Genomic DNA, 22,023 nt, shown 5'->3' with positions numbered 1-22,023 from the left:
ATATCATGACAGTATCAGGTTGGCACGCGCTTTAGCTCTTTTTGTTGCAAGAGCCTTCGTTTTTTCATACTTATCAGTTTCCTTGGACATGTATAAATCAAACTGCTCAGGCGGCATGGCTTCAAGATACGATTCGTATTTCACGGGTGTCATTTTATTTCTTGTCCACTGTGGTCTCTCGTTGTTGTAGTATTCCACATAGGAAAGCACCATTTCCCTCAGCTCCTCAATGGAACTGCAGCTGGTATAGTCACATTCATCCTTGAAATGGCCAAAAAAGCTTTCCTGTGAACTGTTGTCTTCACAGATGCCTCTTCTGGACATTGATTCTCTGAATCCCAGCTCCTTTACCTTTTTCTGAAATGCTTCATTGAGATACAGTGCCCCCTGGTCGCTATGGAAGATGGCATTATCGCGAAAGGTGTAGCGTTCAAGCTGCTTCAGCGTCTCCATAGTCATTGCCGAATCATTGTTTTCGCTCACCACGGCAGCTAATATGCGCCCTGTTACCGCATCTTTGACTGCTGAAAGATAGCCTCTGCCATTTGCTCCAAAAAACAGATAGGAAACATCAGTGAGAATGTGCGTAAAAGGCATGGCCAGTCTGAATTTTCGTTTAAGAAGATTAGGGCACTTGTATTTTTCAAGATGCTCACGAGCAGCCTTAAGGGACTGACGGGGAGCTCGAACTCCTGAATTAAGTCCATGCTTTCTCATCAGACGTGCTATTTTCTTAATTGAAAAGCTTTTGCCTGTAATCTCAGGCATCATCATGTGGATAGTTCTCTTGCCTTTGGGATAGCCTTTGTAATTCATTGTATCAATAATGGCCCTGACCTCTTCTTCTTCATTCTGATTCCTTAGCTCTTCATATCTGCCGTAGGCATCGTTTCTTAAAATAGAGTAGAAGGTGGATCTTGACAGGCCTGCTTCACTAATGATTTGGCTTAAAGGCATAATGTGACTGTCCGCTAACGAGTCAAGCATTATGAAGGCTTCTCTTCTTAGGCTGGCGCTAAGATCCCATATGCATTGGGATATAGACTTCAGAAAACAAGCCATTTTATTGTATAGTGCCTCATAAAGATTTAGGGCAATGGCTTTGAATCGATCAGATGAGCCTGCCTCTAAATGAATGGAACATGTATGATCAGATTGAGTAATTTGCTTTTTTATGCGCTGTTTCGTGGAGATAGTAAGAATTGCAGAATCAATATCAAAGATTTTGAGAATATCATTAATGTGCATATCAGAGAAAATTGATGCCTCGCTGTAGAATACATCCGTCAGTTTGATTCTATGTGCAGTTATCCTTTCAACCATTGGGTGGTCTGTATATTCTTCGATTATATTCTGATCAAACGTTTGCTTTTCATGCGGCTCAATATCCCCGTCAAATACTCTTTTTAGCGCATGAATACGCTGATAGCCAATTCGTTCTGGATCAAAGCCATCTGATTTAAGGACATCCTCGATTGCCTGATCAGGATATAAGCTATAGAGCTTTTCAGTATAGTCTTTTGAAAATGAAATGCCACGACGTGCGCGAATGAATTTTCCGGTCGAGACGAGGAACTGATCATAGTTTTTATCTGTTTTATTACGTTTGGCAGAGTTACCCATACGTCCGTTAGTAGGTTTCCCATCGCGTTTAAAATTTCTTTGAATACGACTAATAATTTGTGCGTTAAAGAGAGAGTAGTCAATGCCATTTTCCTTCATGACCTCTCTAATTGATGAAATGCTTTTATATTTAATCCATCTCTCCCACATCATGATCCTGAATTCATAGGTAAATGAAATACGATTTGATCTCACCAGTTTGACGAATTTATTGGCTGAAAGTATTTTAATGGCTTCATCAGATATTACAGTTCCTTTAGACATAACAATTATTACCTTCATTACAAAAAATGGCACCATAGGTTAGGTGACATTACTGTCAATGTAATGTTCCTTTCTATGGTACCATTTTAGACAGGCAATCCTTTTTATATATGATTATTCATATTTGGCAAGAATCTTGTCATACTGACCGTTCTTCTTTAAGTTGGCTAACCCTTTATTAAATTTCTTTAATAACGTTGCATTTTCACCCTTTAATACGGCAAAGCCATAATAACTTGGGTTTTCACTCTTAGTAGGCAGTTTGAAATTTAACTGACCCTGACCGATCATATATTTTAAGACAGGTGTATCTTCGAAGCAAGCCACCGCTTCACCAGATTTCACTGTTTCATACATCATCGAAGATTCTTCAACGACATTTAATTTAAAGCCATATTTAGACTTGATCGACTGGGCAAATGCTAAACCGGCTGTCGATGTCTTTGCCACAACCGTCTTTCCTTTTAAATCCGCATAGCCTTTGATACTTGATTTCTTCGCGACAGCCATGGACACGCCTGTCTTATAATACTGATCAGAGAAATCATATTTCTTCTTACGGGCATCAGTGATTGTCATCCCGGCAATAACACCATCAGCTTCTCCTGATTCCAAAGCTGTACAAGCAGCATCGAAACCTAAAGAGTTGATCTTAATCTTGAAATTCTGATTTTTCGCAATGGCGCGCATCAGATCCATATCGATCCCAATCAGTTTTCCTTTTTTATCGGTCATTTCAAATGGTGCGTATGTTTTATCGGTTGCGATAATATACGTCTTTGAAGATGTAGATGAGGATGAAGAACCACATCCTACTAAACTTAAACCCATAACACTTGCTAAAGCTGCTTTCATAAATTTGTTCATAACTGTTTCCCCCTTATAAAACTTGATTTAAGAAATTAATTGTTCTTGGCTGTTTGGGATGATTGATGACTTCATCAGGTGTCCCCTCTTCCACAATATAGCCACCATCCATAAAGATCACACGATCTGAAACTTCTCTCGCAAAACCCATTTCATGTGTGACAACCACCATCGTCATCCCTTCTTGAGCCAGTTCTTTCATAACTTTAAGTACCTCACCAACCATTTCCGGATCTAAGGCACTGGTTGGTTCATCAAAAAGCATAATATCAGGATTCATGGCGAGCGCTCGCGCGATCGCGACACGCTGCTTTTGCCCGCCCGATAACTGATTAGGATACTGATCCGCTTTATCTTCTAACCCCACCCGTTGCAGTAAGGTATGAGCTTTCTCTTTCGCCTCATTTTTATTCATCTTTTTGAGTGTGACCGGTGCGAGCATAATATTTTCTTCCACCGTTTTATGAGGAAATAAATTAAAATGCTGGAACACCATTCCAATATTCTCACGGAAGCGATCAATATCGGTTTTGGGATCATTAATATCGGTCTCATTGACAACAATTGATCCTGAAGTGGACACTTCAAGTTTATTGAGGCATCGCAGGAAGGTTGATTTTCCCGAACCAGAAGGGCCAATGACACAGACCACTTCACCTTCATGGATGTCGACATTGATATCCTTTAGGACTTCATTCTTGCCATAATTCTTTTTTAAATTCTTCACGGAAATAATTGTCTTATCTTGCATAGGATAACTTCCTTTCTAGTAACTTAGAGAGTCTTGATAAGACAAGACAGATGACTAAATACCAAACCGCCATGTAACAATACAAAGCTAAAGTCTGACTCGTCCACACTGAAGCGATCGTACGACCGGTATTGGTTAACTCTGCTAAACCAACCGTTGACATCAAAGAGGTATCCTTAATAGAAATAATGAACTGATTGACAATACTTGGCAGCATTGTGCGAATGGCCTGTGGTAAAACAATTTTCGTCATCGTCTGACCATACCTCAACCCTAAGGAACGCGCTGCTTCCACCTGACCGCGATCAACCGCTTCAATCCCGGCACGAATAATTTCTGACATATAGGCACCGGCATTGATCGTTAAAACAACCACCCCAGCACTAAACGTCCCGCCAATCAGATTCCAGCTGAATCCCATCGGTCTTAAAGCCTGGGAAATCCCAAAATAAATAATCAGGATCTGCACCAGCATTGGTGTCCCACGAATAATTTCGATATAAATCTTGGCGATCGCCCGTAAGACAACCATAATGACATTTTTAGATTTTGATGTATTAATTAAGCCAACAACAATACCAACGATTGTCGCAAAGATCAGCGATAATACAGCTAATCTGATGGTCACCAGAAATGCCGCCCAGAACTGTGGCACGTAATTCTGTACATTGACCAAAAAGTCTAACATATGAATCCCCCTTTCGTATGTATGTATACAATATACTCCACAAGAAATTCACTGTCAATAATTATTTATCACTATAATAATATTTCTCGTTTATGATCTTACTGTACTTCTTTTGTGAAATTTCAATATTTTATGTGATTCATTTTCTTTTTATCTTAATTTTTCACTCTATTTTGCAATCACTATTGTATAGTCTTTCTCTCTCACTCATTTTTATTTATATGTTTTTTATTCAAAAAAAATATTGATCAAGACCTGATCAATATTCTGTAAATATCTGCTGAAGCTCGTCATGATTATGCGTATACGCTAAGCCTAGCATTAATAAAATGCGTGATTTAAAAGGTGTTAAGGTATAAGAGGCAATCATGGTATGGTGGGGATCAAACACATCATCACCAAAAACAATGCCATCTAAAACGCGTGAGCTGCGTACAATCACGATCCCCTGCGCTGCTAACTTTGAAAGCTTCTCCTGCCATTTCTTTGAGAAGTTCCCGCCGCCTGAACCCATAATGACCAAGCCTTCACTGCCTGTCTCTAAAAGCTTTTCACTCGCTCCCGCAAAATAGGGCACAATATCCACTTCTGGGAGATGATGCAGATCCATCTGTGCAAAAACACTTTGCGTCGTATGTTTCTTGGTCTGCTTAGAATTGAAATAAATATCGCCATCTTTCATAAAGCCTAAAGCGGTATTGGCCTTTTCAAAGGCATCGATTTTATAGTTAGAAATCTTCTGAATATCACGTCCCGAATAAATGGTGCTCGAAAACAAAGCTAAGACGCCCTGTCCATAAGCTTTGGGTGACCCCGCGAGATGGATCGCCTGATATAAATTAAATGGACCATCCGCACTCGTTGCCGTCGCCGGGCGCATCGCTCCCGTTAAGACCACCGGTTTCTCGGTATTAAGCGTTAATGTGAGAAAATACCCTGTTTCCTCGATCGTATCGGTCCCATGGGTAATGACAATCCCATCAACATCACTCGCTGCTAATTCTTCCACCGTTTTTTTTAACAGACACCATTTTTCAATATCCATTTCATTCGAATCAACAGACATTAACTGAAAAAGGGAAATCTCAAATTCATGAGAAACAACAGGAATCGAACTTAAAATGTCTTTGACAGGAATCGTACCAGCCTGATAATTAGTCGTCATTCCCGCGCGACCGCTGCCCGCAATCGTTCCCCCCGTTGCGACAATTGCAATTTTCTTCATGTTTTTCCTCCTTGCCTATCATCTTATCATATCAATAAGATTTTATCTCTTATAAAGATCAAAAGCAGACCATGCTTGCCGTTATGTTAAGTCATAGCTTCTTTGAACCAAAGCCATAATGTCTTCATCTTTCAGGGCATCATTCAACACAATCGAAAGCCAGGTTTTATGATTCATATGATAGCCAGGAAAGATGACTCCAGGATGGGCGCTGACCTCCTCTGCGAGGGTATCCGATTTCAGATTAATAATATCCACTAATGTCTGATCCTTGTTTTTTAACAGTTTATCCATGGGGATATTCATGATTAAAGCGAACCATTTACGGGTATCCGCATGACGGAAAGTCCCATAGGTCTGGTACTGCTTTTCATCCCAAGGGAAGTCCGGCTTAACATCGTACTGGTTTAAAATCAATTGCGCAATGCGATTGGCTTGATCTGAGGCAAACAGGACCTCATCACAGACATTCTCGGCAATATAGCGCAACCATTGCTCATATGCGTCACGTACCCTAGTGACATACGCTCCATGAAATTGATGTGAACGAAGCTGATGATATTCCTCATCATTCATCACATCAATGACTTGACCACTTACAGCTCCTTTATTGCTAACAGTTAAGATGGCGTGAAAAGCACCATCCATCAGATCTGTTTCATAAATATACTGATCCTCTTTTTTTGTAAAGCCAAAAGCCGTCATCTTAAACGGCACAAATCTTTTTCTCTGAAAAACTTCATCTTCGATCATCATTTCACTCATCCTTTCTCAGAAGTCTCATCAGGTCTTTTCTTATCGTCATCTCTTAAAAAGGCAATCAGCGGCAAGATGAGCGCTACGTTAAGCAAGGCAAAGAAGAGATTGACATCACCGATTGGCGAATCATACAAAAAATGATTCACCATCACATAGACAATCCAGAACATGCCTCTTCTCACGTGATGCGCACTGATCGACGTGACAATCAGATAGAGGCCGATCGCTGCTAGTCCTGTGTAAGCCCAATGGGAGCCAAGCGACCCGACAATGCGATCCAACGCCTCTGGAAAGGCACTACTGACATGCTGAAAGCCGCTTTCAGTTATGTATGAAATATCTTCCTCGATCTGAAAGCCCATCCCCACACACATACCGATACTCACATAATCCTGAAGTGTTTGCCTGTGAAAGAGATAGACCAGAGCCGACACTGTCAATAGCTTGAGGAGTTCTTCGACCACACCAGTCTCAATGGACCCCAGCCATGCATCTGAATAGCCCCGCCCCATGAGGTGACGCACCAAACTTGTAAAAGAGTCGTTGATTTCGCCTGCGAAGGCGGCCGGGATCAGTGCTCCGCAGGCGACTGCAATCATCAGCACAAAGCCATCGAGCTGATATTTTTTGCAGAGGCGTTTGATTAAAAAGAAAAAAGGGACGATATACACCAGAAGCACGAAAAACGCACTGTACACTTGTAAGTACACTGTTGTGCTAATCTGCTTATGCGTCACATAATCACCTTCATCAATAACCATACCCAAAGTCAAAAGCAAAATGAGCACACCTGACATAAATAGTCTTTTACGCTCTCCATTTTGATTGATCTTATTCACTGTTGATCACTTCCTTCATGCCTTTCAGTGTATCGCCCCTGCACCTTTTTGACAAGTCACACTTCTACATTTTAGAGATTGAATATTTATTATAAAAAGAGTTAAAATAAAACCCATTTAGATCTATATTGTATGTTCGTTAAAACATGATGAATGAACTTTTTTAGATAATTGTTAAGTGAAGGACTTACTTCCATACATTTTACTCCCTTCAGAAGTGAAAGACTTACTTCCAAATCACTCACTACAGGCTGTAAGTTAAGTTTGCATTTCAGGGTCAGCTAAAATTCTTGCAAAACCTATTGACATAAATAACAGGATTTGGTATTATCTAGGAGCACTAAGAAATGCCGCATTCGTATAACGGCTATTACATCTGCTTGCCATGCAGAAGATGCCGGTTCGATTCCGGCATGTGGCTCCATTTGAAAGTGCAACAGGCGAAAGCCTGTTTTTATTTTATCTTAAACCCCCTCATGCTTTTCATGAGGGGGTCGTTTATTTTTCATCAATAAAAGCTTTGACCTGATCCATTACTTTTTTAAGATTCATCAAATCGGTATCTAAATCACCCGTATTTAAGGAATGATCCGCTCCTTCTATACAGGTCATTGGGACATGATGACTTTTCGCAAGCGCCATAAGCTGCGCATGATCCACCCAGGGATCCTTTGTCCCGTGAAATGCGATCGCCTGGGAGTTTTCTCCTTCAAAGGTATACGCTAATGGTGTAAAAAGAACACTCCTTACCTTTAGAGCATGCTCTCTCACGTATTTTTCAGCAAGAGCGGTACCGATACTTTTAGAGATAAAAAGAATATCCTCATAGGCCTGAAAATCAATGGCCGCGCACTGCTGGCAGACATCTTTGTAAGCATGCTGATAAAATTGTTCCAGATGTTCTTTCTGGCTTTTCGCTTTTTGCGCATCACCGTGATAGACAATCGCTTTGATCTCATAATCGCTTCTAACGATCTCACGGCTGTAATAGAGTAATGGTTTATCAATGGTATAGCCAATACCAGGAAATAAGACACATAGTTTCATAGGATCACCTCTGTTTCATGATAGCACAAAAAAGAGGAAGTACGTGACTTCCTCATTGAAAATTATTTTGTAGCTGGTGCTTTCTTCCAGAATGATAAGATCAGACAGCCAACAATCGCACCTAAAAGAATAGAGATTAAGTACATTGGCCAGTTACCAATTGTAGCGATAACGAAGATCCCACCATGAGGAGCACGTAATGTACAATGGAAAGCAACTGATAAACCACCAGCTAAAGCTGAACCAACAACACATGAAGGAATAACGTGAGCTGGGTCATTAGCCGCAAATGGGATAGCTCCTTCAGTAATGAAAGATAAGCCCATAACATAGTTGACTAAACCAGCATTTCTTTCTTCTTCAGTCCATTTATTCTTGAAGAATGTAGTTGATAATGCGATTGCTAGAGGAGGAACCATACCACCGGCCATAACGGCAGCCATTAATGTATAGTTACCATCTGCTAATAAACCAGTTGCTGTAACATAAGCTGCCTTGTTGAAAGGACCACCCATATCGATGGACATCATACCACCAGCAACAACGCCTAAGATGATACCATAGTTACCTAAGTTCTTTAAGAATGTTGATAAGCCGCCATTGATAATCCCCATGAATGGGTTAATTGCAGAAGCGAATACACCCATTAAGAAGACACCAAGTAATGGATAAAGTAAGATTGGTTTAATACCTTCTAATGATTTTGGTAAGCCTTTGAATGCTTTCTTTAATAATAAGACGATCCAGCCAGCAACGAAACCATAAAGTAAGGCACCTAAGAAACCAGGTGTAGCCGCTACTTTAGCAGCAGTAGGATCAGCGAAAGTCATCCCTGACTTAGCCATTAAACCACCAACGAAACCAACGGCAAGACCCGGACGGTCTGCAATTGACATGGCGATGAAACCAGATAAGACTGGTAACATCATGCCGAACGCAACGTTACCAACGGCATTGAACCAAGCAGCTGCTGGGGTCCCAGTACCAAAAGTTGAACCTGCACCATGGGTATCCACTAAGAACGAGATAGCGATTAAGATCCCGCCAGCTACAACGAATGGCAGCATGTGTGAAACACCATTCATTAAGTGTTTATAGAAGCCACGGCCGACGCCTTCACTGCTTGATGCGCTATCGCTTTCGCTCGCATCAGCATGATAGATTGGAGCCTGACCATTTTCAATTTTCTTAATTAAATCTTCTGGATGACGGATCCCTTCTGTTACTGGAACAGATAATAAAGGTTTACCATCGAAACGAGCCATTTCAACTTTTTTATCGGCCGCTACGATGATCCCGTCAGCGTTTTTGATTTCTTCTGCCGTTAAGGCATTCTTGATCCCTTCTGAACCGTTCGTTTCAGCTTTTAATGGGAAGCCTAAAGCATCGCCGGCTTTGGTTAAGTTTTCCGCTGCCATGTATGTATGAGCGATCCCAGTCGGACAAGCCGTAACGGCTAAGATACGGTAACCGCCCTGTGCTGGTTTAGATGCTTCAGCTGCGTCTTCAGCATCTTTCTGCGCTTCTTTTAAATCGATTTCGTGTAAGAATTCGTCAGGTGTTCTGGCATTCATTAATTTTTCACGGAAATCTTCATCCATTAATAAGGCACTTAATTTGGCTAAAGCCTGTAAATGTGTGTTGCCGCCATCAGCTGGTGCCGCAATCATAAAGAATAATTTTGCTGGCTGACCATCTAATGATTCATAGTCAACCCCAGCTGGTACAGTCATGGCTGCTAAGCCAGCTTTTTTCACTGCTTCTACCTGAGCGTGAGGAATAGCGATGCCTTCACCAATCCCTGTTGATGTTAATGCTTCACGCGCTAAAATACCTTTTTTGTAAGCCGCACGATCAGAGATCTTGCCTGTTGCGACCATTAAGTCCACAAGCTTATCAATTGCTTCTGCTTTAGAATTGACTTTTACCCCAAGTTCAATCCCTTTCAGATCCAATAATTCTGTGATCTTCATGATTAGTTTTCTCCCCTTAATTGTCTTAAATTTTCATAGATAAAATCTTTTTTTGCTAATGATTCAGAGAAAGCTGTCGCGCCGCCGCAGGCAGTTCCTAATTCTAAAGCTTCCTTGTAATCACCATTGCGTAAGTAACCAGCGATGAAACCTGCAACCATTGAGTCACCAGCCCCAACTGAGTTCTTAACCTTCCCTTTGCAGACACCTAAACGATGCTGTCCGCCATGTTCATCAACTAATAATGAGCCATCACCAGCTAATGAGATTAAAACGTTACGTGCACCCATTTCCTGAAGTTTGTGTGCATACTTTACAAGATCTTCTTCACCCTGTAATTTCACATTGAAGATTTCTTCGATTTCATGATTATTAGGCTTAATTAAGAATGGTCTGTATTTTAAGACATTCACTAATAAGTCACCTGTTGCATCAACAACAGAGAAAATCTTCTTGTCCTGTAAACGATTTAAGATTGTTTCATAAATTGTTGGACTGATTGATTTAGGAATCGATCCTGATAATACTAAGACATCAGACATCTGCATTTCATCAAGTTTCGCAAATAACTTGTCTAAATCTGCATCCGTAATCTTTGGTCCAATCCCATTGATTTCAGTTTCTTCATCACTGCGCAGTTTGACATTAATACGTGACATGCCCTCAGCAACTTTAATAAAGTCCGCATTGATGCCATATTCAGACTGTGCACGACGAACAATTTCATCACCAGTAAAACCAGCTACAAAACCTAAAGCTTTTGATTCATAACCTAATTCTTTAAGAATTGCCGAAACGTTAATACCCTTCCCGCCGCAGAAAATATGTTCTTCAGTTACTCTGTTGACAACACCTTTTTCAAAGTGATCGACTGAAATAACATAATCTAAGGCTGGATTAAATGTGATTGTGTAAATCATTTTCACACATCCTCCAATTCCTGAATTTTTTTTACAAGTCCATTATAGTATAGAAATATTTTTACGTCAACTCAATTTTCATGAAAATTATTTTACTCAAGCTCAACCTAACGTTTATCTACCGCAAACATTTCTTCGCATTTTGTCATTGTATTATGCGAATTCTCAATTGATACCGTTAAGAATAAGAAAAGGATTTCAATCACTGTGGTCGCTGAGACACGCGAAAAGCAGAATTCATCCAGAAATAATTTTTCACGCGTTGCCGTGGTAATATGATACTGCACCTCTTCACCGATGGCTGACTGGGGACTATTGGTAATGCCAATTGTCGTTCCGCCATTGGCATTAACGATTTCTACTGCTTCTAACACCTTGTTTGATTCACCAGAGTTAGAGATCGCCAGTAAGACGTCGCCTTCCCGTAAGGTGTAAGCATAAGAAAGCTGTGTCTCCCAAATTGTTCCAGCCGTTGTTGGAATGCCCAATTCATTGAATTTAAAGGCCGCATCAATGGCTACCGGAATTGTATTTCCCACCGCCATGACCTGCACTCTTTTCGCATTCTTTAATAAACCAAGAATCGTTTCAAAAGATTTTGGATCAATCTGATTCACTGTCTGCTTAAGTTCTTCAATTTTATTAGCAAGAATATTTTGCAGGGACTGAGGAATATCATCTAAGAGAATATCATTCGATGTCGCACCTTCCCCATAAGACTCAACCATTTCCTGCGCTAAGCCGATCTTTAACTGATGAAAACCTTTTAAACCAACCTTCCGGCAAAAACGAGAGACCGAAGCGACGCTCACATCACTCGCCTCAGCCAGTTCGGAGACCGTCATATCAACCACTTCTTTGTGATGATTTAAGATAAATTTCGCAATCTTTTTTTCTGCATCAAAGAGCTGATCATATAATACAGAGATACGGTCCATGACAGTTTGATTTTGTTCCATGAACAGATCGCGCCTCCTTTCATGTAAATTATTTTCATAATCAATTCTATCATGAATATATCTTTAAAACAAACATTTCCCACTTGTCTTGTAACTGATTTCATTATAGCATTTCCGATTTTTGATTCCTAGAAAATCGCGATAATGCAAAAAAATAGTCCCTTGAAGGACTTTTCTGATTATTACCTAATGTATTAAAAGAATATTTTCAAATTATAAAAAAGGACACACCAAGCGGTATGTCCTGATGTCCTGGAACATCTAAGGGAGGGAAAATTAACTGTGAATAATCACTATCAGTTTCCTGACAACGGTAAGTTTACTCGTTTAATATGAAGCGAAGATGAACACTTTCTAGAGCATCTTTTTCCGCTTCAAAATGATTAATGAAACGATACAAACAACAATCGTTAAAACAGTTAACTCCCCAAAAGAGTATTTGGGCAGCGGCACATTCATCCCATAAAAGCCAGAGACAATGGTCGGGATCGCCATAACCAAAGTAATAGACGTTAAGAATTTCATCATGTTATTTAACCGTGAATCCACGATCGTACTTAATAATTCTCTTGTCCCGCTGATGACATCCTTATAAATAGTGGCCATTTCAATCGCCTGCTTATTTTCAATAATGACATCATCTAGCAGTTCCATATCTTCCGGATACTGGTCAATTCGTTTATAAAGAGATAAACGGTTAAGAACAACTTCATTACCGCGTAATGATGTTTCAAAGTAAACCAGCGTAGATTCTAACTCATGCAGAGCAATCATATCATTGACTTTAGTATCATCTTCATCGAAACGTGATTCAATATCCACGCGCTTTTTATCAATAACCCGCAAAGTACGCTGATAAGTGGAAGCGGTTCTAAAGAGAATCTGATAAACAAAGCGCATACGTTTTTTCGACGAGAATTGTTTGACACGGTTATTCTGGAAATCCGCTAAAATACTCGTTTGTGTCATACAGACCGTAATCACGCTATCAGCTACTAAGATAATGCCTAATGGAATAGTGGTATAAACGTCTTCATCGTTACGTCTTTCAACGATCGGTACATCGACTAAAATCATCGTATAGTCATCTTCCAAGACAATACGTGAGGCTTCTTCCTCATCGAGAGCTGCCCGTAAATCATCAGGTTCAATATCAAAGTCTAATGAAATTTCATCAAGTTCTTTGCTGGAGGGCTCACACAAATCAATCCAGCAGCCGGTTTCTGCTTTAGGTATTTTATGACATACGCCATGATCTGTCTTATATATTGTAAGCATCTTTTAAGCCCTCCTCGTTCCTAGCTATTCTAACAATTCCCTACCAAAATTACCACACATATTACATAATCTTAACGCGTTGCGAGAACTTGTTTCATATAATTCATTATGAGGTGCGCTGCTAAGTAATGATCAGGGAAAAGATGACACAAATGATTCATGATCTCTTCATGATAATTGTATAAAGCCATATTGATGATCGCCCCAATAATGACTTCATCGCCCTTGCCTTTCAGTTCTAAAAGAGATTTTGGCAAAGTGATCGCTTCTGGTGAAACCATATAACCAATAAATGGTTCCCCAGCTTCTTTCATAAAGTCTTTAATCGTATAGACTTTGGTATCATCCATATGTGTAAAGCGGCCTAGTAAGTCACAGGTGAAATAGGTATAGTCCTCAATAGATAATGGCAAGCCGCGATTGCGTTCTTTGAATTTGTGATCAAAGAGAGAGCCATCGCTATGATCGCCTAAACGATTGGCAATATCAATCATCAGAATAAAATGATAGAAACGTTCAAAGATGGGATGATCCTCTTTTTCAAAGCAATATGCCTTGCCGGTATATTTACCAAAATACTGACAAGCTGTTAAGTAGCCTAAACGCTTATTGCGTTTTAATGTCTGTACATCAAAGTCCATAAAAGAGCCTAGATCATGATAAGAATTGGTGTAAAGCACATGCGGGGCATTGAGATAATGCGGATGAATAGGCTTTTCATGCATATCACAAACCACCACTTCATCAGCCTCCATCAGATAAGCCAAATCAATCGGCAGATTATCATAATAGCCGCCATCAAGATATTTCGTCCCTTCAATTTCCACCATCGGAAAGGCTGGAAAACAAGCTGCTGAAGCGAGTAAATAATCATAGGCATGCTTTCCTAATTCTTCTTTTGTGAGATAAAGTGGCGCCATTTGGGGATAGCTCACTGTGCATAAGCCAAAGTCAACATTTGAGGAAAAGAAAGCTTTCTCATCAAAGTACTTCTTCACAATATGATAAAACGGTGTGACATCAGCCCCCTGATGGGTAATATAATGTTTAATAAACTGGACACTGCGATTAGATACATCCATCAGATCTTCTCTGGCGAAAGATAAGTCAGGAATGCCATTAAAGACATGATGGACATCGAGTTCATCCCAGATTTCATCAATCTTGGATGAACCTTGGACATACAAAGCGCCATTGAGGGCGCCAATCGATGTACCCGTCACAATATCAAACGAATAACCTAACTCTTTACATGCGTCAATAAAGCCCGCTTCATATGCGCCTTTAGAACCGCCGCCAGAAAGCACTAATGCTTTTTTCATAAAATCACCACCTACCTCTATTATATACCTTATTCTTTCTAAGCATTATCTTTTCGTCCTATTTTCTAAAAGTCTTAAAATCCAAATTGTAAACCTTTAATTTCGTTATAGTACAAATATCTAGAAATTCTTTCCTTAATTAACACAATATCTATTGCAAGCTTATGAAAGAGGGAGTACAATATAGACATTCAATAAGGGGGCTAATTTAATGGAAATTAGAATTGAAAGAGCAAAAACTTTAAAACCAAAACCAGATCAGAATCACTTAGGCTTTGGTAAATACTATACCGATCATATGTTTGAAATTGATTGGGATAAAGATCAGGGTGGCTGGCATGATGCCAGAATTATTCCTTATGCACCTTTACAGATCGATCCTGCCACAATGGTTTTACATTATGCTCAGGAAACATTCGAAGGTTTAAAAGCTTATCGTAACCCACAGGGTGAAGTACAGTTATTCCGTCCAGAAATGAACGCACGTCGTATGCAGAACTCAAACAAGAGATTATGTATGCCATACCTTTCTGAAGAAGACTTCGTTGAAGCTGTCTCTAAGCTTGTCGAAGTAGAACAGGACTGGATCCCTACCGCTCCAGAAACATCACTTTACATCCGTCCATTCATGTTTGCGAGTGAACCAGGTGTTGGTGTGCATCCAGCTGTATCTTATAAATTCATTATTATCTTAACACCAGTCGGTAACTACTATCCTGAAGGCGTCGCACCAGTTAAAATCTGGATCGAAGATGAATATGTCCGTGCCGTTAAAGGCGGAACTGGTTTCACAAAATGTGGCGGTAACTATGCCGGTTCATTAAAAGCTCAGGAAAAAGCAGAAGAACATGGTTATACTCAGGTTTTATGGCTTGATGGTAACGAAAAGAAATATGTCGAAGAAGTTGGTTCTATGAACATCATGTTCTTAATCAACGATACTGTTGTCACTGCACCTACTGAAGGTACCGTTTTACCTGGTGTTACCAGAGATTCCATGCTGACAATCTTAAGAGACTGGGGTTATAACGTTGAAGAACGTAAATTACCAGTCACTGAATTAATGGAAGCTGCCCGCACTGGCGCTTTAAAAGAAGCTTGGGGGACTGGTACCGCAGCCGTAATCTCTCCAGTTGGAGAACTTTACTTCAAAGGTGAAGAATGTGTCATCAACGACTTCAAGACTGGTCCATTAACACAGAAGTTATATGATACCTTAACCGGTATCCAGTGGGGTCGTCTGCCAGATAAATTTGGCTGGATCAAAGTTTTAAAATAGGATCACATCATATCAGCTCACATCAATCGGATGTGAGCTTTTTTATATGCACTATTGAGAAAAAACTTATATCTTAGGCATTGTGTATAAAAGCAAATCTACTACATTCATCTCTATTATCCTATGAAAAGAATCATGCATCATCGTAAAAAAGTAAGAAGAATAAGAACACCGTTGCAAACAGACTATAACATTTATAATCACAAAAACCGGACCTCTTATAAGATCCGGCTTCTCCTATTATTTCACTTTAACGCAATACTGATCATTAATCGCTTTGACTTTGTTGACGCGATTGACATACTTTTCTGCAGTTAAGGCATCTGTTGTTAACCAGGTTTTAACGATTTCCATCGCAATCATCCCACCGATGATCTTAGCTCCGATACATAAGATATTAGAATCTGTATGTTCACGTGCTAATTTCGCACAGAACGGATCCTGACAAACTGCTGCATAACAGCCATTGATCTTATTAGCGATCAAGGCACTGCCGTAACCTACGCCATCGATAAAGATTCCACGATCCACTTCTCCTTTAGCGACAGCTAAAGATGCTGGTAAGACAAAATCAGATAAATCACAGGATTCTTCATCATAAGTCCCGAAGTCTACGACTTCGTGCCCCTGTGATTCTAAGTATGCTTTAATTTCATTTTTCATGCGTGTACCTGCATGATCATTCGCCATTGCAATTTTCATAAATGTATTCCTCCTGCCTTTATTGTAGTCAATCTTTCATCAAAAGAAAAGAAAATTCGTTACATCTATAAAAATATCGCAATAATTATTTTCTAAGCAGCTTCTCAATAAGGTTTATATAGGACTGACTATGGTTCATTGAAAAATCCCCATAGCGATAACGATACATCAACAATAACTGACTCTTATCAATGCGGCGATGTAATTTATGGGCCTGCTTAATAAGATCCCCTTCTTTAGACCCTACTTCAATATAGACCTTCGCCTTTGTCTGAGCTAATGTTTCTGGCATTTTGAAATGCGCTTCGGCCTGAAGAATCTTCTTGATATTGTCTTTCTTTAACGCCTTTGATGATGCGTAACATGGTTCAAACAGCTCTTTCGGGAAAGGCAGTGTGCGGTAGTAACCCTTCGCCATCAGCTTATTTTTTGGCAAAACATAAGGGGATATACTTGGTACTAGCCCTCTTTGCGGGGTAACTTTTACAGATTCAATGATCGCATAATCACAAAGATCACTTTTTAAACTCATCATATCAAGGGCAATTTGACCGCCTAATGATAACCCGCCTAATAAAGCAATATGGCCATGAAATGTTACCTCAATAAAATCAAGCAGTTTCCGGGCTATCGCATCAATTGATACAAAATCACTAGCCGCCTGATCATGACCATCTATATAAGGTAAAATAACATGATAACGTTCACTTAAAGCGGCTATTTCATTTTGATAGTTCCACACCGAAAGAAGCGTGCCATGTAAAAGCATTACAACCTGCTCATGTTCTAAGCCATATTCTTCATATTGTAAGTTATTATATGAGTTCATAGTGCTCTAGCCCCTTTCTGATTCCTTCCTGATCAATAGAATCGGTAATATATTCAGCCGCCTTTTTGACATCATCCACACCATTGCCCATGGCAATACCATGACCGCAGGCCTTCATCATCACCACATCATTGCAGCCATCACCAAACGCATAGGTATCTTCAATAGGAACATTTAAGACTTTCGCCATCGCCTGTAAGGCAGTCCCTTTATCAATACCATAGAAGGTAGTATCACAGCTCGGATGTGCGCCATGGTCATTAAACAGACAGGAATCCTTTAACCTTAACGCAATATGATCCATCTGCACTTTACTTTGATAAATAACATCACAGCTATAAGCTTCTATTTTTTCCTGTTTTGAACGCACAAGAAAGCCTGGTTCCCAAATCTTAGACATCATCACAAAATCTTCATCACTGCCTTCAAAGTAGCCATGGTCTAAGTTATAAAAAGCAAAACCAGCCCCTTCTTCGCGCAGTACCTGCGCAATCTCATGAATCTTTTCAGGACTGACGGGATGATCGTAAAGAACTTTTCCATTCATCTCACCATAACGGCCATTAAAAGCAATATAACCATCGGCATACTGGGCAAAATATTTTTTAACGTAACTAATCGCCCGACCGGTACAAATCAGCACCTTATGCCCATTTTTTCGCAATTGTTTAATTGCGCTTTGCGTGCTTGCAGGAACTTCTAAACCATGTGCTAAAGTTCCATCAATATCAAAAAAGACTAATTTCATGTTCTCACCTCGCTCACTATTATATCAAAGATGAAAAAAACGAAAAAGCCAGCATGTGGCTTTAACGTTCTGATTCATCCGTATAATCCATTTTTTCTCCGACATACTTGGTAGCTGGACGAATGATACGACCACCATAAAGCTTGTCTTCGATATTATGGGCAATCCAGCCAACGGTACGACCGATGACGAATAATAATGTATATAAGTCTTCTGGGATGCCTAACATATCATAGACTAAGCCAGAATAGAAATCGACATTTGTACAAACAGGTTTACCCTTACGTTTATAAATTTCTTCCACAGCAATTTCAGAGAAACGTTTATGGAAGAGATATTCATCATGACGATGTTTTTCAATCGAAATTTCTTCACATTTCTTAGCTAATAACTCACTACGTGGATCAGATAAGGTATAAACCGCATGACCAATTCCGTAAACTAAACCAGAATGATCATTAAATTCTTTGTTTAAAATCTTATCGACAATCATGCGAATATCATCATCCGTCGCATCTAAGCCAATGCGTTTGATAACCGCCTTCATCTGTTTACGAACGGCTAAGTTCGCCCCGCCATGACGTGGTCCTTTTAAAGAACCGATTGATCCGGAGATCGTAGAATATAAATCCGTACCCGTTGAGCCAATGACAACGTTCGTAAAGGTAGAGTTGTTCCCGCCGCCATGATCCGCATGTAATACGAGAGCAGTATCCAAAACTTCCGCTTCTTTCGGCGTAAAACGACCATCTTTCTTTAATAAATGTAAAATTTGTTCCGCAATTGACAGACTTGGATCAATCTGGTGGATAATCAGTGACTGATTATCAAAATAGTGAATCTTTGTGGCATACGTATAGCAGACAATAACCGGAATTTTCGCGATCAGGTTAACGCCTTTCTCTAAGATATCAAAAGGATTCGTACTGTCAGGATCATATTTATCATAGCGATAGAACATCAGCACTTCCTGCTGGAGCTTATTCATCAGATTCTGTGATGGAAATGATAAAATTGAGCTTTCCAGATAATGCGTTGGCAGTTCATAACGATGTGATAATACAGCTTTGAATTTATCCATTTCTTCACGGCTTGGCAAATGTCCAAACAGAATCAGGAAACAGACTTCTTCAAAAACAAACCTTTTTCCTTCGGCATGACGTAAGATTTCTTCTACATCAAGCCCGCGATAATACAAATGCCCTTTCGATGGAGAAACATGTCCTTTTGCGTCTTTCCGATAACCCACAACATCTGAGATCCGGGTTAACCCGACTAAAACCCCAGTACCATCTTCATTACGCAGACCTTTTTTCACCTGGTATTTGGAATAGAGTTCGTTAGGAATATTTTGTTCTTTAAGCAGTCTTTCAAAACTTTCTTTAATGATTTCAGCCATTACTATTCGACCTCCTACGTGATTGTGTTTTATTATACCATAATAATAGCCTATTGTATACAACTAGTTATATCTTTTTGGTGTTTCTTTGTGTTAACACTAAATTTATAAACATATTTTGTCGTATTAATAAATTAAGAAAAGACATGTTTTTTACACTTCTTAAACCACTGCTTGAGATATGTGACCACATGATATTTGACGCAGAGATGGATCAGGCGGGCATACGCTTCTTCAATAAGCAAACTCACACCAAGCATTGGCAATACCATTAACAGCGCGCGATTAAAGAGCGGTAAAATGGATAAATAATGAGATAAGAAATTGATGACAAATAAGACCGGTGACGCGCACAGCAAAAAGATAAACAAGCGATAAGCATTAAATGGCAAACAAATCTTTAATAAGACAATAAAGCTGACAAAGACGGTGATCAGATAACTGTAGCTGAGCATGACATTATGTGATAAATGAAGCAAATGAGCCCCTAAAGTCACAAAGATCACCATCGTGGTAATGGCCAAGGCGCATGGCAATGCCGTTTTAATAACATGATTTAAGAAGCCTTTAGAAGCCACTTTCACATCTTTCTCTAACGTAATAAAGAAACTTGGGTAGCCAATCGCAAAGCCGCTGATGATCGATAACTGGAACGGCGTAAATGGATATGTTTTCCCGCTGATCGAGAAGAATATTGATAACATCGTTGAATAGAGCGTCTTTGTTAAATAGAGTGAGCAGACACGTTCAATATTCGCAATAATTGTTCGTCCTTCTTTGACAATCTCCACCATGGAAGAAAAGTTTGAATCTAATAAGACGATATGGGCTGCAGACTTCGCCGCATCAGCGCCATTAGCCATGGCAATCCCACAGTCACTCTCTTTAATCGCCAGAACGTCATTAACACCATCCCCCACCATCGCAGTCACATGCCCATTTTTTTGAAAAGCATGCACTAACTTTTCCTTTTGTTCCGGCCGTACCCGGCCAAAGACATTATAATCTTCAACCATCTTCGCTAAAGCTTCTTCATCATCAGGTAATGATGAGGCATCAATGGCATGGGGATGCTTTAAGCCAGCCTGCTTACAGACACGTTCCACTGTTAAAGGATGATCACCAGAAATAATCCGCAAAGAGACATCTTCCTTGTCAAAAAAAGCAAAGGTATCTTGGCAGTCTTCTTTAATCACATCACTCATGACAATCAAAGCAAGGGGAGTCATTTCACTTGGATCAGTGAGTGAAGGCACCTGCCCTAACATTAAGACACGCAAACCATTTGCAGAATAATGTGTGACCCTTTGTAATAAAGCTGGATCATGGCATAAAAACTCTGGTGCCCCTAATAAATAAGCCTGCTTGCCATCTAGCTCATAACCGCTGTATTTGCGTTCACTAGAAAAAGGAATAGCCTTTGTCACATGTTTATCCGCAAGTGCGGTAAAATACGCCTTTAAAGCATTTTGCGTCGCATTCTGGACATCACTTTCATGACTGATGCTTTGCATAATCGCGGTCACCATTTCTAATGAGGTATTGAGAGGAACAACCTCTTCTACTTTCAGATCACCAGTCGTAATTGTGCCTGTTTTATCTAAACAGAGGACATCGACGCGCGCTAACGCTTCGATCGCTTCCATCTGCTGAACAAGGGCGCGTTTACGTGCTAAGCGGCCAACCCCTAAAACAAACGATAAACTTGTTAATAGGACTAAACCTTCAGGAATCATCCCGACGACCCCAGCGACCGTTTTCACAATCGCATTACTGATATTATTATTAGCGAAATACTGGGATCTAAATAACAGTAAACCAACCGGAATAATGATGATCGATAAGACTTTAATGATTTTCTCAATGGTATCTTTCATCTCGCTAGCCGCCCGATGACCATGGCGCGCCTGATGGGCAAGCTGCGTTGCATAGACATCATCACCGACGCGCATCACCTTGGCATAAGCCTGCCCGGCGGACACAAAGGTCCCAGCTAAGAGTTCATCACCCTTTTGTTTTTTGACCGGGTCACTTTCCCCCGTCAAAAGAGATTCATTCATTTCACAGTAGGATGTTTCGACTACTTCTAAGTCAGCCGCAATCTGCGTCCCGCTAGCCACAAAAACCAGATCATCCATCACCAAATCACGCGGGTCAATGTCTTGCCTTTGACCATCACGAATCACCTGCACATGAGCGGTATTAACGATCTTGAGACGATCAATCGTCTGCTTAACCTTAAACTCCTGGGCAATCCCAATCAGCATATTAGAAAGGACAACCCCGATAAAAGTCATATTGAGGTATTTTCCAGACAGAATAATTAAAAAAGCTAAAAAGAGGTTTAAACCATTAAAGTAAGTGAGGGTATGCTCTCTCACAATTTGCATATAACCTTTCGATGTTTTATGACGTGAGCGATTGACCTGATGGTGATCAAGGCGCTCTTTTACCTGTGAGGATGTTAAGCCACGCATAAAAACACCTCCTTACTTATAAGTATACCATTCTTTTTGACATAAATATGAATAATCAGGATCCCTCAAAAATT

At 40.0% G+C, this 22,023-nt stretch carries 19 protein-coding genes and 1 tRNA gene; 2 read left to right on the top strand and 18 right to left on the bottom strand.

Annotation, left to right across the window (positions count from 1 at the left end; genetic code table 11):
* Positions 1-3: 3 nt before the first annotated feature.
* The 7 genes from SG0102_RS05840 to SG0102_RS05810 form a co-directional block, all read right to left on the bottom strand.
* Positions 4-1,905, bottom strand: a complete 1,902-nt coding sequence (locus SG0102_RS05840) for an IS3 family transposase (RefSeq protein WP_157982937.1) — start codon at positions 1,903-1,905, stop codon at positions 4-6.
* Between the two features lie 96 nt (positions 1,906-2,001).
* On the bottom strand, positions 2,002-2,754 hold the full coding sequence (locus SG0102_RS05835; protein ID WP_125119084.1) for a transporter substrate-binding domain-containing protein: 753 nt from the start codon (positions 2,752-2,754) through the stop codon (positions 2,002-2,004).
* Between the two features lie 13 nt (positions 2,755-2,767).
* Positions 2,768-3,505, bottom strand: coding sequence for an amino acid ABC transporter ATP-binding protein (locus SG0102_RS05830; protein WP_125119083.1), 738 nt, complete (start codon positions 3,503-3,505; stop codon positions 2,768-2,770).
* Positions 3,495-4,193 carry an amino acid ABC transporter permease gene (locus SG0102_RS05825; RefSeq protein ID WP_125119082.1) on the bottom strand — a complete coding sequence of 233 codons (699 nt, stop codon included), beginning with the start codon at positions 4,191-4,193 and terminating at the stop codon, positions 3,495-3,497. Before SG0102_RS05825 ends, SG0102_RS05830 begins: the two co-directional genes overlap by 11 nt.
* 259 nt (positions 4,194-4,452) lie before the next feature.
* Positions 4,453-5,418, bottom strand: a complete 966-nt coding sequence (locus tag SG0102_RS05820; RefSeq protein WP_125119081.1) for an asparaginase — start codon at positions 5,416-5,418, stop codon at positions 4,453-4,455.
* A gap of 81 nt (positions 5,419-5,499) precedes the next feature.
* Positions 5,500-6,174, bottom strand: a complete 675-nt coding sequence (locus SG0102_RS05815) for an MmcQ/YjbR family DNA-binding protein (protein ID WP_125119080.1) — start codon at positions 6,172-6,174, stop codon at positions 5,500-5,502.
* A 5-nt stretch (positions 6,175-6,179) separates the two neighbouring features.
* Positions 6,180-7,016, bottom strand: coding sequence for a PrsW family glutamic-type intramembrane protease (locus SG0102_RS05810; protein ID WP_125119079.1), 837 nt, complete (start codon positions 7,014-7,016; stop codon positions 6,180-6,182).
* Positions 7,017-7,365: 349 nt separating this feature from the next.
* Here SG0102_RS05810 and SG0102_RS05805 point away from each other — a divergent pair.
* Positions 7,366-7,440: transfer RNA gene (locus SG0102_RS05805), tRNA-Gly, on the top strand.
* Between the two features lie 74 nt (positions 7,441-7,514).
* Here the strand turns inward: SG0102_RS05805 and SG0102_RS05800 are convergent.
* The 6 genes from SG0102_RS05800 to SG0102_RS05775 all read right to left on the bottom strand — a co-directional run bounded on the left by SG0102_RS05800 (position 7,515) and on the right by SG0102_RS05775 (position 14,515).
* Positions 7,515-8,063, bottom strand: a complete 549-nt coding sequence (locus SG0102_RS05800; protein ID WP_125119078.1) for an alpha/beta hydrolase — start codon at positions 8,061-8,063, stop codon at positions 7,515-7,517.
* Between the two features lie 62 nt (positions 8,064-8,125).
* Positions 8,126-10,036: a PTS fructose transporter subunit IIABC gene (locus SG0102_RS05795; protein WP_125119077.1), complete on the bottom strand. Its 1,911-nt coding sequence runs from the start codon at positions 10,034-10,036 to the stop codon at positions 8,126-8,128.
* Between the two features lie 2 nt (positions 10,037-10,038).
* Positions 10,039-10,956 (bottom strand): 1-phosphofructokinase, encoded by a 918-nt coding sequence (pfkB, locus tag SG0102_RS05790; protein ID WP_125119076.1) that lies wholly within the window; start codon positions 10,954-10,956, stop codon positions 10,039-10,041.
* 107 nt (positions 10,957-11,063) lie between these two features.
* Positions 11,064-11,915, bottom strand: a complete 852-nt coding sequence (locus SG0102_RS05785; RefSeq protein ID WP_125119075.1) for a MurR/RpiR family transcriptional regulator — start codon at positions 11,913-11,915, stop codon at positions 11,064-11,066.
* Positions 11,916-12,269: 354 nt separating this feature from the next.
* Positions 12,270-13,193 carry a magnesium transporter CorA family protein gene (locus SG0102_RS05780; protein WP_125119074.1) on the bottom strand — a complete coding sequence of 308 codons (924 nt, stop codon included), beginning with the start codon at positions 13,191-13,193 and terminating at the stop codon, positions 12,270-12,272.
* 71 nt (positions 13,194-13,264) lie between these two features.
* Positions 13,265-14,515 (bottom strand): patatin-like phospholipase family protein, encoded by a 1,251-nt coding sequence (locus tag SG0102_RS05775; protein ID WP_125119073.1) that lies wholly within the window; start codon positions 14,513-14,515, stop codon positions 13,265-13,267.
* Between the two features lie 211 nt (positions 14,516-14,726).
* Here SG0102_RS05775 and SG0102_RS05770 point away from each other — a divergent pair, with 211 nt between their 5' ends.
* Positions 14,727-15,794 carry a branched-chain amino acid aminotransferase gene (locus SG0102_RS05770; RefSeq protein ID WP_125119072.1) on the top strand — a complete coding sequence of 356 codons (1,068 nt, stop codon included), beginning with the start codon at positions 14,727-14,729 and terminating at the stop codon, positions 15,792-15,794.
* Between the two features lie 240 nt (positions 15,795-16,034).
* Here SG0102_RS05770 and SG0102_RS05765 read toward each other — a convergent pair whose 3' ends face one another.
* The 5 genes from SG0102_RS05765 to SG0102_RS05745 form a co-directional block, all read right to left on the bottom strand.
* Positions 16,035-16,496 (bottom strand): RpiB/LacA/LacB family sugar-phosphate isomerase, encoded by a 462-nt coding sequence (locus tag SG0102_RS05765; RefSeq protein ID WP_125119071.1) that lies wholly within the window; start codon positions 16,494-16,496, stop codon positions 16,035-16,037.
* Between the two features lie 85 nt (positions 16,497-16,581).
* Positions 16,582-17,325: an alpha/beta fold hydrolase gene (locus tag SG0102_RS05760; RefSeq protein ID WP_125119070.1), complete on the bottom strand. Its 744-nt coding sequence runs from the start codon at positions 17,323-17,325 to the stop codon at positions 16,582-16,584.
* A complete protein-coding gene (locus tag SG0102_RS05755; protein WP_125119069.1) occupies positions 17,312-18,073 on the bottom strand; it encodes an HAD family hydrolase in 762 nt (253 codons plus the stop codon). The genes SG0102_RS05760 and SG0102_RS05755 overlap by 14 nt, the downstream gene beginning before the upstream one ends.
* A gap of 61 nt (positions 18,074-18,134) precedes the next feature.
* Positions 18,135-19,472 carry a citrate synthase gene (locus tag SG0102_RS05750; RefSeq protein ID WP_125119068.1) on the bottom strand — a complete coding sequence of 446 codons (1,338 nt, stop codon included), beginning with the start codon at positions 19,470-19,472 and terminating at the stop codon, positions 18,135-18,137.
* A gap of 134 nt (positions 19,473-19,606) precedes the next feature.
* Entirely contained in the window at positions 19,607-21,949 is a 2,343-nt protein-coding gene (locus SG0102_RS05745) for an HAD-IC family P-type ATPase (protein ID WP_125119067.1), read from the bottom strand.
* Between the last annotated feature and the right edge of the window lie 74 nt (positions 21,950-22,023).

It is taken from the genome of Intestinibaculum porci, assembly GCF_003925875.1.
In the GTDB taxonomy this organism is placed as follows: Bacteria; Bacillota_I; Bacilli_A; order Erysipelotrichales; family Coprobacillaceae; genus Intestinibaculum; species Intestinibaculum porci.
Note: the sequence above shows the minus strand (reverse complement) of the source record. Positions and strands in the feature narration are given on the sequence as shown.

Coding starts and splice junctions, on each gene's coding strand:
- SG0102_RS05840 (WP_157982937.1), bottom strand. CDS start 1,905: ATGAAGGTAATAATTGTTATGTCTAAAGGAACTGTAATATCTGATGAA.
- SG0102_RS05835 (WP_125119084.1), bottom strand. CDS start 2,754: ATGAACAAATTTATGAAAGCAGCTTTAGCAAGTGTTATGGGTTTAAGT.
- SG0102_RS05830 (WP_125119083.1), bottom strand. CDS start 3,505: ATGCAAGATAAGACAATTATTTCCGTGAAGAATTTAAAAAAGAATTAT.
- SG0102_RS05825 (WP_125119082.1), bottom strand. CDS start 4,193: ATGTTAGACTTTTTGGTCAATGTACAGAATTACGTGCCACAGTTCTGG.
- SG0102_RS05820 (WP_125119081.1), bottom strand. CDS start 5,418: ATGAAGAAAATTGCAATTGTCGCAACGGGGGGAACGATTGCGGGCAGC.
- SG0102_RS05815 (WP_125119080.1), bottom strand. CDS start 6,174: ATGATGATCGAAGATGAAGTTTTTCAGAGAAAAAGATTTGTGCCGTTT.
- SG0102_RS05800 (WP_125119078.1), bottom strand. CDS start 8,063: ATGAAACTATGTGTCTTATTTCCTGGTATTGGCTATACCATTGATAAA.
- SG0102_RS05795 (WP_125119077.1), bottom strand. CDS start 10,036: ATGAAGATCACAGAATTATTGGATCTGAAAGGGATTGAACTTGGGGTA.
- pfkB (WP_125119076.1), bottom strand. CDS start 10,956: ATGATTTACACAATCACATTTAATCCAGCCTTAGATTATGTTATTTCA.
- SG0102_RS05785 (WP_125119075.1), bottom strand. CDS start 11,915: ATGGAACAAAATCAAACTGTCATGGACCGTATCTCTGTATTATATGAT.
- SG0102_RS05780 (WP_125119074.1), bottom strand. CDS start 13,193: ATGCTTACAATATATAAGACAGATCATGGCGTATGTCATAAAATACCT.
- SG0102_RS05775 (WP_125119073.1), bottom strand. CDS start 14,515: ATGAAAAAAGCATTAGTGCTTTCTGGCGGCGGTTCTAAAGGCGCATAT.
- SG0102_RS05770 (WP_125119072.1), top strand. CDS start 14,727: ATGGAAATTAGAATTGAAAGAGCAAAAACTTTAAAACCAAAACCAGAT.
- SG0102_RS05765 (WP_125119071.1), bottom strand. CDS start 16,496: ATGAAAATTGCAATGGCGAATGATCATGCAGGTACACGCATGAAAAAT.
- SG0102_RS05760 (WP_125119070.1), bottom strand. CDS start 17,325: ATGAACTCATATAATAACTTACAATATGAAGAATATGGCTTAGAACAT.
- SG0102_RS05755 (WP_125119069.1), bottom strand. CDS start 18,073: ATGAAATTAGTCTTTTTTGATATTGATGGAACTTTAGCACATGGTTTA.
- SG0102_RS05750 (WP_125119068.1), bottom strand. CDS start 19,472: ATGGCTGAAATCATTAAAGAAAGTTTTGAAAGACTGCTTAAAGAACAA.
- SG0102_RS05745 (WP_125119067.1), bottom strand. CDS start 21,949: ATGCGTGGCTTAACATCCTCACAGGTAAAAGAGCGCCTTGATCACCAT.